This is a genomic window from Phyllobacterium zundukense (assembly GCF_025452195.1).
GTDB lineage: Bacteria > Pseudomonadota > Alphaproteobacteria > Rhizobiales > Rhizobiaceae > Phyllobacterium > Phyllobacterium zundukense_A.
In genome coordinates this window covers 2,996,043-3,010,873 of the sequence record NZ_CP104973.1, presented here as the reverse complement: position 1 = coordinate 3,010,873, position 14,831 = coordinate 2,996,043, and the positions used below count along the sequence as shown (strand labels likewise).

Genomic DNA, 14,831 nt, shown 5'->3' with positions numbered 1-14,831 from the left:
AATATTCGGCCTTATCTCCGAATAAATCGCCGTACGGCGTGTTCTCCACATGTCAGATTGTCATTCGGAGATAGAACTCATGAAACATTCGATTACATCGGCCCTGCTTGGCGCCAGCTTCGTCCTCGCTGCTTTTTCCATGCCGGCTTTTGCCGCTGGCGGCGGCGGTAGCGACGATGCTGCCACGACGCCCACCTGTCCCAAGGGCCAGGTCTGGGATTCCAAGGCCAAAAAATGCGTCAAGAAGACCAGCAGCGCCGTTCCGGACAAGGATCGCACCGAGTACGCCTATACTCTGGCCAAGGCCGGACGCTACCAGGAAGCACTGGAAATGCTCGATACGTTGAAGGATCCAAACACCAAGGAAGCGCTCAACTATCGCGGCTATGCCACGCGCAAGCTCGGCCGTACCGATGAAGGCATCTCCTGGTACAAAAAGTCGCTCGCGCTCGATCCGAAATACGCAAAGGTTCGCGAATATCTCGGCGAAGCCTATGTCATCAAGGGTCAACTCGATCTCGCCAAGGACCAGTTGATGACGATCAAGTCGATCTGTGGAACCACGTGCGAGGAATATCGCGATCTTCATGAGGCGATTGAAAAGCCTTCAAAGATCTGACGCGGCTGTCGCCCGGCTGAAAGCGGTTTGATTTGTTCACAAAGAAGGGATCAAGGTGACCATCGCTCATCGCCAGCTTTCTGCTTATAGTCGGGCGACACCAGAAGCGTCGTCAGCACCGGATGTCCGCAGTGGACTTGTCTGGACGGAGGCAATCATCGCGAGCGAACATGAAATCCGGGCGAGCCTTGCCCAGTATCTTGGCCGGCTCTGGCGGTACGGTATCGTACTGTCCCGCCAGCGCGACGTTGCAGACGATCTCGTGCAGGCGACGTGTGTTCGCGCGCTGGAGCGGGCAAGTCAGTTCATGAGCGGAACAAGGCTTGACCGGTGGCTGTTCTCGATCATGCATTCGATCTGGCTCAATGAGGTCCGGTCGCGCCGCATTCGCATGGGTAACGGTTTCGTCGATGCCGACGTAACACTTTCCTTCGACGGCGAGCACGAAACCGAAACGCATGTCATGGCCAATCAGGTCTTGCGCCAGGTCAATGAATTACCTGAGGCGCAACGGACGACCGTGTTTCTTGCCTATGTCGAGGGTCTGTCCTATCGCGAGGTCGCGGAGGTCCTGGACGTACCAATCGGCACGGTCATGAGCCGCCTGGCAACGGCCCGTGCCAAACTCGCCGAACACGCCGATCCCGATGTGAAGGCCAAACAGATGGAAGGAGGGAAATGATGGTTGATCTGAAACATGCCGAAATGCCCTCCGATGAGATGTTGGTCGCGTTTCTCGATGGCGAACTCAATGGCGAGGATCGCGCAAGGATCGATAGGCTGATCAAGATCGATGAGGCTGTCGCCGCGCGATATGAATTCCTCTCGCGCAGTGAAATGGCCTTTTACGATGCGTTCCAGCCGCTGCTCGAAAACGCCCCGACGGCGAAGCTGGAAGCTATTCTGGCCGGACTCCCTGCGTCGATCACCGACGAGCCGGCTTCAAGGGGCCTGACCCGCCGCGGTTTCATGGCCGCAGCCATCGGGCTCGTCTTCGTCGGCGTCGCTGCCGATCGGGGCTTCATGGCGTTCAAGCAAGCTTCCAGTGATCATGATGACGACTGGCGGGCAGTCGTTGCCGAATACCTGTCGCTTTACACGCCCGATACACTCGCCAATCTCGACAGCGATGAGCAATCGCAGAGCGTGCAATTACAGAACGTCGGTGACGCGATCGGCCTCTCCCTTCCCCTGCAGGCAGTGTCGTTGCCGGGCATCCCGCTCAAACGCGCGCAGGTTCTGCAGTATGATGGCAAGCCGCTTGGGCAGATCGCATATCTTGATCCCGAGCACGGACCAATGGCTCTGTGCATCGTTCAATCGTCGAGTGGACCGCGTTCGCCGCAAACCGAGCGGCGGCACGGCATGAACGTCGTCTATTGGTCGGATCGGACCCATGGTTACATGCTTATCGGCCGTAACACAGCGGATAAATTGAACGATTTGGCTGAAGGCGTGCGAACCGCGCTCGCATAAGCTTCTATAAAAGCCGGGGATTATTCCACAGCGACTGGAAGGCATTCTGTGCATTTGCCCTCGGAAGAATGTCATGCGCCCGGTCACGGAACCGTCAGAAAAGCGATGTGGCCAGACTAGAGCGGCGGCAATGAGTCATGATCGGCGGAAACCACCATTTCACAAACGCTCGATAGCGCCTTAGCGATGGCGCGAAACCGGTCTGAAAACGTTGGAGTTGATTCACACGCTGTTGGATCACGGTGCGCGGGCGGCCGCATGCCCGATGTTACAGTAACGTACTTCTTTCCGTCAGAAGGTCTTGCGACCATCTGAAATGCGGGAGCGTGGGGAACCCTGTCGCCGATCAGACGTCGTGAAACTGTTTTGGGGAACACAGCTATGGCCATACGTCGTGATGCATTTGTGTCCGCTTCAATTGCGGTCCTTGCGTCCATGTCTTGCGTGCATGCTCAGGAGAGTGCCGAGGAGCTGGCCAAAAAGCTTTCCAATCCCATTGCTTCGCTCATCAGCGTACCATTTCAAGGCAACTATGATGGCGGCTACGGCCCGGATGATGGCAGCAAATACACCATCAATGTGCAACCTGTCATTCCGTTCACCCTGAACGAGGACTGGAATATCATCTCTCGCACCATCGTGCCGATCGTCTGGCAGAATGACATTGCCGGGCCATCCGGAGATCAGTTCGGTCTGGGGGATACGACGCAAAGCTTGTTCTTCTCGCCGAAGAAACCAACCGCTTCAGGCATTGTCTGGGGCGTGGGACCTGTCTTCCTTCTGCCGACCGCAACGGACGATTTGCTTGGCGGCGAGAAGTGGGGCGCCGGACCGACGGCCGTTGTCCTCAAGCAATCCGGCCACTGGACCTATGGTGCATTGGCCAACCACATCTGGTCGTTCGCGGGTGATGAGGATCGTCAGGACGTGAACTCGACGTTCCTGCAACCCTTCATTTCCTACACGACACCGAAAGCGTGGACCTTCGCGCTTAACACGGAGAGCACCTACAATTGGGAGACGGAAGACTGGTCCGTTCCCATCAACTTCACGGTCTCAAAGCTGGTGAAGGTCAACAAGCAGCCAATTCAGTTGACCGCAGGTGTGCGTTATTGGGCCGAGAGCCCTGCCAACGGCCCTGACGGTTTTGGCGCACGTCTGGCCGTAACATTCCTGTTTCCAAAATGAGGAAGACAAGCGCCCGCCTGCAAGCGCCAAACTTAAGCAGACAACCCTGACACGCACGAATTTGACAACTCATCCTGGGGGTACGACAAATGTTGACGAAACGAGAATTACTTCGCTCCGCCGCGGTGATCGCCGCGGGCGCGCCGTGATTGCAAGGCCAAGCCTGCTGATGGCGCAGAGCTACCCCGGCATCATCGAGGCCAAGGACATCGCCGAGGAAGGCTTCATCTACGGCCTGCCGCTCGTGATGAATTATGCCGTAATGCACGAGTTCGCCGTTGACAAAAACTCCGGCCAGTTCAAGGCACCGTTCAACGAAATCAACAATCAGCACCATGTTGCCACTCCCGAGGATACGGCAGTCATTACGCCGAACAGCGACACCCCTTACTCGTTCGTCTGGCTAGACCTGCGGGCGGAGCCGGTGGTCCTTTCGGTACCGGTGGTCGATCCGAAGCGCTACTACTCCGTCCAGCTCATCGACGGCAATACGTACAATTTTGGCTATATCGGCACGCGCGCCACTGGGAGCGACCAGGGCGACTACCTGGTGGTCGGTCCCGATTGGAAAGGTGACACGCCCGTTGGGGTCAAGAAGATCTTTCAATCAACGACGCCGTTCCCACTCGCACTTATCCGCACCCAACTCTTTGACCCCAAAGATATGCCGAACGTTGAGAAAATTCAGGCCGGCTACAAGGCGCAACCGCTTTCTGGCTTCCTTAAACAACCCGCCGCACCCGCCGCGCCCAAGATCGAGTTCCTTCCTGCCACCACTGCCGGGATCAAGGACAACTTCTTTCAATATCTCGACGCAGCTCTGGAATTCGTCCCCGAGACGTCAAGGGACAGGGCGATTCGCGCGAAACTTGCGAAGATTGGCATCGGTCCCGGCAAGACCTTCGAGTTCAAGGATCTATCGCTCGAACATAAAGCCGAAATCCTGGTGGCCATGAAGCAGGGTGATGACAAGGTCGACAAATGGCTGGCCAGCGGAAACAAAAACATCAACGGCTGGAACGTCGGCTCGTTCTTTGGCGACGAGGGTTTCTACGATGGCGATTGGGTGATGCGGGCAGGCGCTGCCAAGGGCGGTCTCTTGGGCAACGATGCCGTAGAAGCCATGTACCCCTATACCCGAACGGATGCGACCGGTGCGCCGCTCGACGGCAGCAAGCACAACTACACCATCACGTTTCCCGCCGGGCAACTCCCGCCGGTGAACTCCTTCTGGTCGGTGACGATGTATGACGGCAAGAGCCAGCTTCTGATCAAGAACCCGATCAATCGCTACCTCATCAACTCGCCGATGCTGCCGGGTATGAAGAAGAACGCGGATGGTTCGCTCACCCTCTATATCCAGAAAGACAGCCCCGGCGTGGACAAGGAAGCCAATTGGCTACCAGCGCCCAATGACACAATCTATCTCGTCATGCGCCTATACTGGCCGAAGAGCGAAGCGCCCTCCATACTGCCGGCGGGCGAAGGGATGTGGCAGCCGCCAGCGATCGTGGCGGCGAATTGACGTGCCTGCGCCTCTACGGCCCGCTCGAGGCGTTCTTCACCAAGCCATGGCGGCCGAGTGAAGTCGAACTTGTCAATTAATCGCCTGAGTTTCAACTGGTGGCGAAATTTGCCACCAGTTTTGCGCGCTCAACGAATCGGCATTTAACATCCGCGACCTGCTGGATCAGTTGTCGATGAAGTCACGCACGGCTTTGTTGTAACCTTCCGGGTCCTGAAGCATGGCGAAATGACTGGCGTTATCGAGGATGACCAATTTTGCTCCCGGAATCGTCGTTGCCATGTATTCCGTATGCTCTCGGGTAATGGCTTCGTCATGATCGCCAAGAACGATCGCCACTGGCGTCTTGATCTTCTTCAGATCGTCGTCACTCCAGTTGGGCTGGCTAGCCCACATGGCACTGATCTGCTCGACGAAGGCATCATATTGGTCCGGCGTCGGGGAAATCTTCTTGTAAACCTCGCCTGACTTATCAATATAAGCCGAGAACGTCTTGTTTTTCATGACATCCGGATTAAGGCCATCCACCTTGGAGTTGGCTGCCTGCGCAAACAGCTTCGTCAGCCTCTCGGGGTGGTTCATGGCGATATCGAGCCCGATTATACCGCCGTCACTCCATCCGACCAGCGCCGTCTTGTCAACTTTGAGGAAGTCGAGAAGCGCCAGATAATCGGACGACATCAAATCGTAGCTGAAAGGGTCGGCGTTGCGGGTCGATCGCCCATGGCCGCGGCTGTCTGCAACAATGACCATATGGTCTTTTGCAAGGTCGGCCACTTGCGCACCCCAGATGTCGGCATAGCCAAGACCGCCATGTATGAGAAGCACAGGCGCACCTTTGCCATAGACGGCATAGTACATTTCGATGCCGTTGACTGGAGCCATGCCGCTTTTCTCGGCCGCGGGCATTGGTGCCGGCGGGGGTAGCTTTTCCCAGCGCTCGGCAGCCTGCACGTCTGAACCAGCCAACGCGAGTAGCAGGACAAGAGAATAGGCCAATGACTTGAGGATCATGATGTCTTCCTCCGAAAGACGCGGAACGCGCCATCCGGCATCCTAGTCAAAATCATCATGGTTGGCGAATGTTTGCGACGTTTCAATCATGCAGGCGCAATAGAAAAGGCGGCCCGGAAGCCGCCTTCATAAAACATCCTGCTGTGGTTTCACTTGGCAACGTGCCAGACACCGCCGACGCCATCTCCGGTCATATCCCCGGCTTTCTTGTCCTTGACGTACGTATAAAGCGGCTTGCCTTCATAGGCCCACATTTCCTTGCCCGTCGTGTCCTTGACCAGCGTCCATTCGCCTTCGGCCTTGGCCCCTTTGCTGGCATGGAATGCCGGCCAGTTCTTCAGGCATTTTTCATCGCAGTTCGATTTGCCGTCCTTGTCCTTGTCGAATGTGTAAAGGGTCATGCCCTCCTCCGTGGTCCACATGTCGCCCATCTTTTTCGCAGGTTCTGCAGCGAAAGCAGACAGGCTGGTGGCGGCGAGAAATCCGATTGCAATCAATATTGCCTTCATTGTTTTCACTCCCTCTTTGGGATTGCCAGCGGGGCGCTGACAGTGCCCGTTCTTTAGCGAACCAAGGCGTTCGCATCGGGGAACAATGTACCATATTCTGATCTGAATTGAGGCGGATTCAACGCTCTGATTTGATACATCTGGTCCTCGTTGCCAAGAATTCGACAACCAACATTCAGGAGCGGACAATGGATATCGATATCAGCGAAATTGACGGCGCCTGCCACTGTGGATCAGTACGCTTCCATGTCAGACTATCGAATGGTCTCCACACAGCACGCCGTTGCACCTGCAGCCTTTGCCGGATGCGTGGTGCTGTGGCCGTATCGGCCAAAGTCGGTGATCTGATATTCTGGCTGGTGAAGAGAAGCTTAGCGTCTATCAATTCAACACGATGACGGCCAAACATTACTTCTGTTCGGAATGCGGTATCTACACGCACCATCAAATCCGGAGGAATACTGCGTCAATGTTGCCTGTCTCGAGGGGATCAGCCCTTTCGATTTTGACGAAGTGCCAGTGAGTGACGGGATCCACCATCCGTCGGACAGCAAAAAAGCCAACAAGACTGGTCCTGTTGGCTTTTTGCGATTTGTCCGCGCGGACTAGATCCTGATCACCACTTGACGGTCAGGCCGATATTGCCCTCGAACATCTTCTGTTCGGCACCCTCGACATCGAACGTGTAATCCGCCACGGCAAACGCGCTGACCTTTTCGGTAAAGTCGTGCACGATACCCGCGCCGAGTTCCAGCGAGGTCGACTCACTTTCGGTGGTGATTGCATCCGGCCCGAAGACCACTGAGTCCGTGGTGCTGAAACCGTGCCACAGATTGGCCTTGACGTAGGGCTGGAACAAACCGGCCGAGGTCTGATATTTTCCCTGCACCCGGAAACCGAGCCGGCCCGTGAAGCCGTCATCATTGTCAAATCCGACATCGGAAAAGGCGTCCGATTGATCGTCCAGCGAGACGTTCTGCCATATGATCTGTGCCTGGGGTTCGATGGTCCAGCTCTCTGACAGCGGAATTGGATAGCCGCCTTCCAGCGATGCGGTAAAGCCCGTGCCGTCGATATCGATACCGGTACCACGATCGGAGGTCGCATCGCCGCCGAACCACGATCCCATCAAGACGCCGTCCAGATACCATCCACCAGGGCCGATATGCGTCCAGTAACCGCCGAAGCTCGTCGTATCAAGATTGAGGCTACCGACGCTCAAATTATTCCAGCCAACCGCCTGACCTTTGACATCCGCATCTAGATCTCGAATAGCCGAAGAACAGGCCGGCTATATCCCGATGTCCGTTATCGTGCTCCCAGCCGAGAATATCGAGACCGGCCTGTATGCCGTAGAGGTTTCCATCAATGGATGGATCAACGGTGCCATCCCAGCTCTGCTCGGTCGATTGCCCGAAGGCGCGGCCCCACGCGGCGGAGAAGTTCTCGCGCGAATTGACAACACCCTGCTCGCCCCGTCTTTCGTGGAATGTCCCGAGCGTTGCCAGTGCGGTTTGGCGCGCGGCGGGAGGAACAACTGAATAGACAGGTACCTCGACGCGATAGAGAGGAATGGATTCGCCAGGCGCTGCCTGTACCGGCGTCGCACCGGGGGTCGGTGGCGCCGCGCCGGGCGTCGGCGGGACTATAACGGGCTCGGATTGAGGCTCACCCGGCAAGGGCGGTTCAAAAATGGGAGGCGCGGCCTGGGGCGCAGGCTGAGCCGGAGCGCCAGGTGCGGGCAACTCGGGAACTGTTATCGTCGAGGCCAGATACCAGTTCTCGGCACTTCCCGCTGAAAAGCCGCTTCTGAAAAGCGCATATTCGTAGGCGCCCGCTGCAACGGGATTGGCGAGGCCGAAAGCAGTGAAGTCAGTGGTTGCACCATTGACGGCCTCCACGACCAGAATGCCGTCGCCCGTTGTCGCCGCGCCCGCGCCGCCGAGATTGGTGATAGCCAGTGCTGTCGTACCAGTCGCTGTTCCGCCCGAGATCACAAGTTTATCGGACGGTGATGAATCGTCACCAAGGACCGTCTGCAACCGGATTGTACCGCCACTGCCCGTATAATTGCCAAGAACTGTAAATGTATCGGTTGCGCCACTCGAACCATTGGTGAGATCGATCGTCCCTGCATTGGTCACATTGGCGAGTTGCCCTGCCGCAAAAGGCGCGATGGCAGCATTGACGCCGTTGCCCGCGAGCAGCGTGCTCGTACCATCGATCGAAAAGCTGCCGGTTCCCGTTCCGCTGTCACCAACCACGAAATTGCTGTCGAGCGTAAAGGCGGAACTGTCCGTGAGCGCGACGTTTTCCCAATTCACATAACGGCCGGACGTGGTTGCTGTCGTATTGGCAAAAGTCAGCGTGTCCGTGCCGCCTTCGCCGTTGATCGATGGTGTGGTGGAAAGCGTCGCATCCGTCAGACTCTGCAATGTGCCAGTGTCGTTGCCAGCGCCGAGGTTGATCGCTCCTGCGATCGTGCCTGCCGCATCCCAGGTAAACTGGTCATTGCCGCCCGTCGTCGTCACGGTGCTGCCGATTGAGCCGCCGCTGATAAAGATTCGGTTGTCGCCACTGCCAAGGTTGACGAATCCACCAATCTGGCCGCCAGTAAGGATGAAAAGATCACGTCCCTGCGTCGCAATGACAAAGCTGTCGACGATACCGCCGGACATGCGCATTTCATTGTTGGCCTGCTCGAGATTGACTTCGCCGATCTGCCCGCCCGTCATCGTGAAGAAATCACCGGCAAAGAACTGGCCGATAATCCGGCCGCCGCTGACTGTCGCCGTGTCGAGCTCGCTGCCCTGCTCCACTCTTTGAACCACGCCGCCGGTCATGACGAAATCGTCGACGCCGGCGTTCTGGAAAATTGTGCCGTTGACGGTACCGCCATTCACCTGAAGACTATCGTTGCCCCCGCCCTCAATGAGATTACCGTTGATTGTGCCGGAATTGATTATGACGGTATCGACGCCGGCACCGAATGTGACCGGCCCCGTGATCGTACCCGTGCCTCCCGTAGGAAGTGTAAGCGAGTTGTTCCCGCCTGTATCCGTCAAGGGTCCGCCGGTACCGCTGTCGCAAATATAAACATCGTTTCCTGCTGTAGGGACGAGGTTGCAAGCCGCAGATGCGGGTTGATTGGTTATGGAGAGTGTTATGAAGGAAACAGAAGACAGCCAGAAGATACGTGCGGAAAGCTTGGACGACTTCATGTAATTCCCCCTATAGCGATCATATGATAAGGGATTGCCAATTACCCAAAGCAGTCCCCGCGACCAAACAACGATATCGGCAAGTGCAAGCTAGTTTCACATCGAAGGGCGTGCAACCCATGGATTAATCTGAGCGCACTGAACTTTATCAGTGTGGTAAATTGGCCTCACTTTTGTACACCGGAAGACTTTAATCTTGGCATTCGTTAACAAAATATTCTTTTTGTATTACGAGTTTTGGCTCCGATCAGAACAGATCGAGTCCAAAGTTGGCACTCTTGTTTCCGGATTTGACTGCCTGTTGATATTCCGTTGTAATCGAAATAGAAGCGCATGGACTGACCGGAGAGCACACGATGGACCGCTACGAAACCTTCGCGACCTGGATCTTCATCGTCTTCGGTGCACTCATCATTGCCGGGCTGATGGCCTTCGCGATTACTACCACTGACAAACCTGCTTTTCTTTTCGCGCTGGCTTCCGCATGCGCTGCATTTTTCCTTGGCTTCGCCGTGATTTTCGATCAGCCCCGGCTTTACGGATTGATTTTATTTGTGTCGGTAGCGCTGATCGCGGCCTCGATCACTGCCATCGTGACCTGATTTTACCCCAACGACCTGATCTGGCGATAGGCGCCGCGCCAATAGATCAACGGTTCGGCATTGTGGCGCAGCGTCACCGCCCTGACCCTGCCGATCACGATGCCGTGCGAATGCCGCTCAATGACATCGTCGAGTTCGCAATCGAGCACCGCCAGCGCATCGACCAGCGCCATCGTCCCTGTGCTGAGCTCCCGCCAATCTGCACCTTGATAGCGTTCCGCAGCCTTTCGACCATCTCTTCCAGAAAAACTGTCGGCCACATGACGCTGATCGTGTGCCAGCATATTGACGCAGAAGCTGCCATGCCGCTGCAGGACCGGCCAGGATGAAGACGCGCGATTGATGCTGACGATCACCGAGGGCGGATCTATAGCCAATGAAGAGACCGACGTCGCAGTGAACCCCGTGCGTTCGTCGCCACGTCCAACTGTAATGACGCTCACAGCCGCCGCCAGGTGCCGCATCGAATCCTTGAACAGGTCGGCGTCTACGGTCAGCTCCTGGTGGGCCAAACGCGCCACGCTTGGAAAAATGGACATTCATTTCCTCGTTCATTGGATTGTCGCGAACCGCCGGGATCCGAAGGAAGACTCTCGTTCTGCATTGCAACACATCAGCCGCACCTCGAACCAGACCACTCTTTGCTCCGGTTGGCCGCATTTGGCGATTTTGTTTTGCGATTTTCGCAGATTTCCAGAAATCGATTTCAACGGATGCGAGCTCCGGATTTCATCCGCAACTATCGACAGAGTCGTCCCGTTTTCGTAATCGCACAGCTTAAGGAAAATTGTTTCGCGTATTCTTGCCTTAGCGCAAAACTTTACCTGTTCGGCAGCGAGAATTGTAATCTCTATCGTGTTAATCGTGTATGGAATAACCCAAGATATCGGTCAACAGCGAGGACAGTACCGATGGCTTCAACAGATTACACCAGCACGCGCAATTCGCCCGAGGGTGTTCGCCATTCCACGAGACGGCGCGATTTGGGTGTCGTACTGTTTGTGACCGCCTTTGGGTTTCATGTGGCGGTCCTTTTCAATCTGCTGCCATCATAGTTCCCCGCCTCCTGGTAATCCCGGTCCTAATAATCTTGCAGGCTACCGGAACCATCGTACACTTGAAACATTTCTATATGACTGGTCCCAAACCAGTCTTGGCTTAACCCACAAAGCCAACATGACCCAATCCTCATGCCCCTTGAGGATTGGGTTTTCTGCATGAGCTGAACAGCAATCGTGAGTGGAGAAAACAATGTCGATTGAAGATGCCAAACATGCGATCGAAGCAGCCATTCATAGCGGTGATTTCAAAAGTATGGGCGTGGCTGTCTTCAAGGCAATCAATGCTTTGGAGGCAAGAATTAAACGGCTTGAGGAAGATAACGAACGCAACAAGGCAAATTTAAGATAGACTTTTGCCATCTGAACCTTGAAATTTTCGCGATATGTGCTAGTATTTCTGTAGGTTGAGTGTAGCGGTACCTTGAGCCTGCGCCGCACTGAAACGATGCGCGATATTCTTATCCAGAGTCCAGTTTGTTAGAGCCAAATCAAGCCTCAACTTGCGAAACCCCTACCGGTCCGGCAGGGGTTTTGCTTGTGTACTGTAAAGTGTCCATAACACCAGCTTAGCCGACTAATCGCCTCTCCAGCCATTCATTGCGCCGGGGCCCGAGGCTCTAACTCTCCGTCAGGATTGACTGGATATCGGAGATTGGGTGATTGGTCAGCGTTTTCGGGATTTCGCTGACGATCCTGTCGGAAACTTCCTTGTGAAACTCCTGACGCATTTCGCCGAGCACCGTCGGTGGAGCGATCACAACCAGCCGTTCGAAACCTCCCTTATGTGCGTAACCATAGAGTGCGTCGGCAACTTCCTTGGCAAATCGTTTCTTGGAAATCTCATGCCAGTCCGTGTCCTCGACAGCACTGCGGTGCGGGCTTGGTCCGTCACTGAAACGCCCTGGCCTGTCGCTCCCCTGTTCTCGTGTCGCGGGATTCGAGTGATGCATTTCGTGGATGGTGCTGAGTTGGACATGCTTCATATCGTTTTTATTGCGGAGAAACAGTGCCTTTTCCCCATCGGCGACGATAATCCAGGTCTTTTTGTTCAAAACGATGTTGGCCATCTCAAGCTCCCCTCGCCATACGTATATCAAAGGCTTTTTTCATGGGAGCTTCCTTTCATTTTCAGCTTGTCGTTCAGCGACAATCAGATCGCAATTGCTGCGACCACGATAAAAAAACAACGCTGGCGAATACGAGAGGTTCCGATTTCATCGGGATCGTTGCCTCCTAGGGCCAGAACTCATTAATCTGGTCGACATGGTATGAGGCTTTTCGTTCGGATACGAGGAGCGAAGGCGATGGCAATGTTTATCCATTGTCGAGCCTTTGCGACAAAGTAGCCGGGGGAAGACCCCGCCCTTCGCAGCTCTCCTTGCATCTTCCTGCCGTTTCAGGCGCCATGTCGACCATATTAATGAGTCCTGATCCTGGCATAATAAAGAAGTCCCGCGCCAATCGCGATAGTCAGCAGCCCTATGCTGAGCCATCGTGTTTGACCGACCATGAAACTACCGCCGAGAATACTGAGACCCTGAAGCGCCCAGATTGCTCCCATAAGTATTAGAAGTACGGCAACGATCGACAGGATGGTTCTCATTTGGTCCGCCTCTCTTCAGGTTGCGTTTTCACTCTCGCATCATCAAGGCGAGATGAAAACATTTTATGAAACAGGCGTTATCTCCATTAGATTTATGAGGTCACGACCTAATGTCTGTCTGGATTTGTCGATTGACGGCTGTTAGACCTCGTTGCAAAGCTGGGAGTGGAATTTCTATGACCGCATTGACGATTATCGTTGAATTCGAAACGCATGAAGGCCGCGAAGCCGAATTCATTGCGCTCATCCGGGAGCATGCCCGCAAGACCCTGGAGGAGGAACCCGGTTGTCTGCGGTTCGAGGTTATCAAACCCATCGAGCGCAATGGAACACCGATTGCCAACAAGGTCATGGTCAACGAGCTCTATGCAAATGAAGCGGCAGTGACGGCCCACGAGAATAATCCCCGCCTCGCCAGGGTGCGAGCGGCCAATGCGCCCCTGCTCAAGTCCAGCAGGTTGATCCTGGCGCAATCACTGACTGCCAAGCCAACCGAGGAAGGCTTGACGCCGCAGCAGCTGAACGCCAGCAATGACGACTAGGTTTGAACGAAAGTTCAATGACATGATCATGAAAAATGTGCGATGACTGTCCGGCGCCATTCAACAGCAACTCTTGGAGCCTGACTGAAAATTCGTCAGGGCGTGGCGAAAATGGTGATTTGCGAGCACCGAAGCGGAGCGCACGTTGGGTACGTGAGCGTCGGAGCACAGGAAAGCACCATTTGCAGCCCGCCTTGGCGCATTTTCGATCGGCTCTATCAAGCCGCATCGGAAGAATAGAACTATGAAGAGATTGGCTCTGGCTTTCCTGCTGCCTTGCATCCTTGGGATGTCTGGTTGTGGCGCAATGCGCTGGATGAGCGAAGCGCCGCAAAACGCGTCAAGCTGTACCGGCTGGAACAAGATCAGGATCAAGCCGGAAACGGCGGTCTATCTGGTGAAGAACGATTTTTCCGCCAGCATAGATATCGATTCGCACAATCTTAATGGCCAGCGAAACGGCTGTTGGAAGTAGCGCGCACGGCGTGCAATCGGAACAAAACGCCATACACGACGTTCCCCCTTTCTCCACTCAAGGAAAGGATTACTGAAATGGCAACGAATACAACCAAAGTTCAGGCTATGGCTGAAAAGGATCTGGAAAATCAGGTCGCTGCGTTGCGCAAGCAGCTGGCAACAATCAGCAAATCGCTTTCCGAGCACGGCTATGAGCTTTATGAAAATGGCGGCAGCTCTGCATATGAAGCGGTGAAGAAGAACAGCCGAAAAGCAGCACGATTTGTTGGCGAGGAAGCGCACATGGTCAGTGAGAAAGCCAAGGAGAACCCGATGACCGCAGTAGCCATCGTATCTGCCGTCGCCGGCATAGGTCTCCTGGCAGGGTTGAGCGCTTATCGGCGTTAAAGACCAAGTCTTGAAATCCTGGGGCGCGCCTCATATATACCCGTTAGAAATTCGTCTCCGCCTTTGACCACGGATGTACTGGCACTGGCGTTGAGGCGAATTCGAAAGGTCGGGAAATCCCGGCCTTTTTTGTTGCCTATAGCACACATGCCCCGATCCAAGTGCCGTGCGGCAGTGTCTCAGGTTGCTTTCCGGGGTGCGAACAGTCTATGTAGGGCTCACTATCTGCCTGATCATTCATCAGGTTACGGACATTCTGTTATGCGTGCTGAGAGTGAGCTGCCCCGAATGGATAATTTTGAGAAATACGCCCTGGCTCTGATGGTCGTATTTGGCGCCCTTATCATCGGCGGTCTGATGGCCGTCAATATTGCATGGGCCCACAAAGCAGGCTTTCTCTATGCTCTCGGTGCCGCTGTGGTGGTTTGGTCCGCCGGTTTCGCGGTCCTTTTTGACAAGCCTCGGGTCTACGGTCTCTTGTTGCTATGTGCAATCGCCCTCATCACCGCCTCTATAGTGGTTGTCGTTCGATAAATCGGATTGCCGGTCAGGCGTGATCCGGATAATATGAAACTGGCTTTCATATTATCGTTTACTTTATCAAGAA

General features: G+C 55.1%; 18 protein-coding genes and 2 pseudogenes. 13 read left to right on the top strand and 7 right to left on the bottom strand.

Translation table 11 applies throughout. The annotated features are described in order from the left end of the window. Positions 1 to 70: 70 nt before the first annotated feature. From N8E88_RS27125 to N8E88_RS27105, 5 genes and pseudogenes are all read left to right on the top strand, one after another. The gene (locus N8E88_RS27125; RefSeq protein ID WP_410010706.1) at positions 71 to 619 is read left to right on the top strand and encodes a tetratricopeptide repeat protein; all 549 of its coding nucleotides are present in this window, start codon (positions 71 to 73) and stop codon (positions 617 to 619) included. Between the two features lie 55 nt (positions 620 to 674). Next, a complete protein-coding gene (locus N8E88_RS27120; protein ID WP_410010621.1) occupies positions 675 to 1,301 on the top strand; it encodes an RNA polymerase sigma factor in 627 nt (208 codons plus the stop codon). Continuing rightward, positions 1,298 to 2,095 carry an anti-sigma factor family protein gene (locus N8E88_RS27115; RefSeq protein WP_262293282.1) on the top strand — a complete coding sequence of 266 codons (798 nt, stop codon included), beginning with the start codon at positions 1,298 to 1,300 and terminating at the stop codon, positions 2,093 to 2,095. Before N8E88_RS27120 ends, N8E88_RS27115 begins: the two co-directional genes overlap by 4 nt. A gap of 435 nt (positions 2,096 to 2,530) precedes the next feature. Further along, positions 2,531 to 3,283 carry a transporter family protein gene (locus tag N8E88_RS27110; protein ID WP_262295651.1) on the top strand — a complete coding sequence of 251 codons (753 nt, stop codon included), beginning with the start codon at positions 2,531 to 2,533 and terminating at the stop codon, positions 3,281 to 3,283. Between the two features lie 89 nt (positions 3,284 to 3,372). After that, positions 3,373 to 4,808: pseudogene (locus N8E88_RS27105) on the top strand (DUF1254 domain-containing protein). Positions 4,809 to 4,973: 165 nt separating this feature from the next. Here N8E88_RS27105 and N8E88_RS27100 read toward each other — a convergent pair. After that, entirely contained in the window at positions 4,974 to 5,822 is an 849-nt protein-coding gene (locus N8E88_RS27100) for an alpha/beta fold hydrolase (RefSeq protein WP_262293281.1), read from the bottom strand. A gap of 149 nt (positions 5,823 to 5,971) precedes the next feature. After that, complete coding sequence (locus tag N8E88_RS27095) at positions 5,972 to 6,331, bottom strand: COG4315 family predicted lipoprotein (RefSeq protein ID WP_262293280.1); 360 nt, start codon at positions 6,329 to 6,331, stop codon at positions 5,972 to 5,974. 188 nt (positions 6,332 to 6,519) lie between these two features. Here N8E88_RS27095 and N8E88_RS27090 point away from each other — a divergent pair. After that, positions 6,520 to 6,940, top strand: a pseudogene (locus N8E88_RS27090) (GFA family protein). A gap of 7 nt (positions 6,941 to 6,947) precedes the next feature. Here N8E88_RS27090 and N8E88_RS27085 read toward each other — a convergent pair. After that, positions 6,948 to 7,553: an autotransporter domain-containing protein gene (locus N8E88_RS27085; RefSeq protein WP_262293279.1), complete on the bottom strand. Its 606-nt coding sequence runs from the start codon at positions 7,551 to 7,553 to the stop codon at positions 6,948 to 6,950. Between the two features lies 1 nt (position 7,554). After that, positions 7,555 to 9,552 (bottom strand): pertactin-like passenger domain-containing protein, encoded by a 1,998-nt coding sequence (locus N8E88_RS31605; RefSeq protein ID WP_315975265.1) that lies wholly within the window; start codon positions 9,550 to 9,552, stop codon positions 7,555 to 7,557. Positions 9,553 to 9,908: 356 nt separating this feature from the next. Here N8E88_RS31605 and N8E88_RS27075 point away from each other — a divergent pair, with 356 nt between their 5' ends. Next, entirely contained in the window at positions 9,909 to 10,154 is a 246-nt protein-coding gene (locus N8E88_RS27075) for a hypothetical protein (RefSeq protein WP_114430138.1), read from the top strand. Between the two features lie 2 nt (positions 10,155 to 10,156). Here the strand turns inward: N8E88_RS27075 and N8E88_RS27070 are convergent, their stop codons facing one another. Then, positions 10,157 to 10,693 (bottom strand): flavin reductase family protein, encoded by a 537-nt coding sequence (locus N8E88_RS27070; RefSeq protein ID WP_262293278.1) that lies wholly within the window; start codon positions 10,691 to 10,693, stop codon positions 10,157 to 10,159. A gap of 372 nt (positions 10,694 to 11,065) precedes the next feature. On the opposite strand from N8E88_RS27070, the gene N8E88_RS27065 reads away from it, so the two are divergent. Beyond that, entirely contained in the window at positions 11,066 to 11,209 is a 144-nt protein-coding gene (locus N8E88_RS27065) for a hypothetical protein (protein ID WP_262293277.1), read from the top strand. A 196-nt stretch (positions 11,210 to 11,405) separates the two neighbouring features. Next, on the top strand, positions 11,406 to 11,564 hold the full coding sequence (locus N8E88_RS27060) for a hypothetical protein (protein ID WP_262293276.1): 159 nt from the start codon (positions 11,406 to 11,408) through the stop codon (positions 11,562 to 11,564). 268 nt (positions 11,565 to 11,832) lie between these two features. On the opposite strand, the gene N8E88_RS27055 is transcribed toward N8E88_RS27060, so the two are convergent. Together N8E88_RS27055 and N8E88_RS27050 are read right to left on the bottom strand one after the other, a co-directional pair. After that, positions 11,833 to 12,282: a baeRF12 domain-containing protein gene (locus N8E88_RS27055; protein WP_262293275.1), complete on the bottom strand. Its 450-nt coding sequence runs from the start codon at positions 12,280 to 12,282 to the stop codon at positions 11,833 to 11,835. A 350-nt stretch (positions 12,283 to 12,632) separates the two neighbouring features. Beyond that, the gene (locus N8E88_RS27050; protein WP_262293274.1) at positions 12,633 to 12,818 is read right to left on the bottom strand and encodes a hypothetical protein; all 186 of its coding nucleotides are present in this window, start codon (positions 12,816 to 12,818) and stop codon (positions 12,633 to 12,635) included. 176 nt (positions 12,819 to 12,994) lie between these two features. On the opposite strand from N8E88_RS27050, the gene N8E88_RS27045 reads away from it, so the two are divergent. The 4 genes from N8E88_RS27045 to N8E88_RS27030 all read left to right on the top strand — a co-directional run bounded on the left by N8E88_RS27045 (position 12,995) and on the right by N8E88_RS27030 (position 14,758). Next, positions 12,995 to 13,360 carry a putative quinol monooxygenase gene (locus N8E88_RS27045; protein WP_262293273.1) on the top strand — a complete coding sequence of 122 codons (366 nt, stop codon included), beginning with the start codon at positions 12,995 to 12,997 and terminating at the stop codon, positions 13,358 to 13,360. Positions 13,361 to 13,604: 244 nt separating this feature from the next. Next, positions 13,605 to 13,835, top strand: a complete 231-nt coding sequence (locus tag N8E88_RS27040) for a hypothetical protein (protein ID WP_262293272.1) — start codon at positions 13,605 to 13,607, stop codon at positions 13,833 to 13,835. Between the two features lie 77 nt (positions 13,836 to 13,912). Beyond that, entirely contained in the window at positions 13,913 to 14,224 is a 312-nt protein-coding gene (locus N8E88_RS27035; RefSeq protein ID WP_262293271.1) for a hypothetical protein, read from the top strand. A 288-nt stretch (positions 14,225 to 14,512) separates the two neighbouring features. After that, positions 14,513 to 14,758, top strand: coding sequence for a hypothetical protein (locus N8E88_RS27030; protein WP_262295650.1), 246 nt, complete (start codon positions 14,513 to 14,515; stop codon positions 14,756 to 14,758). Positions 14,759 to 14,831 lie beyond the last annotated feature (73 nt).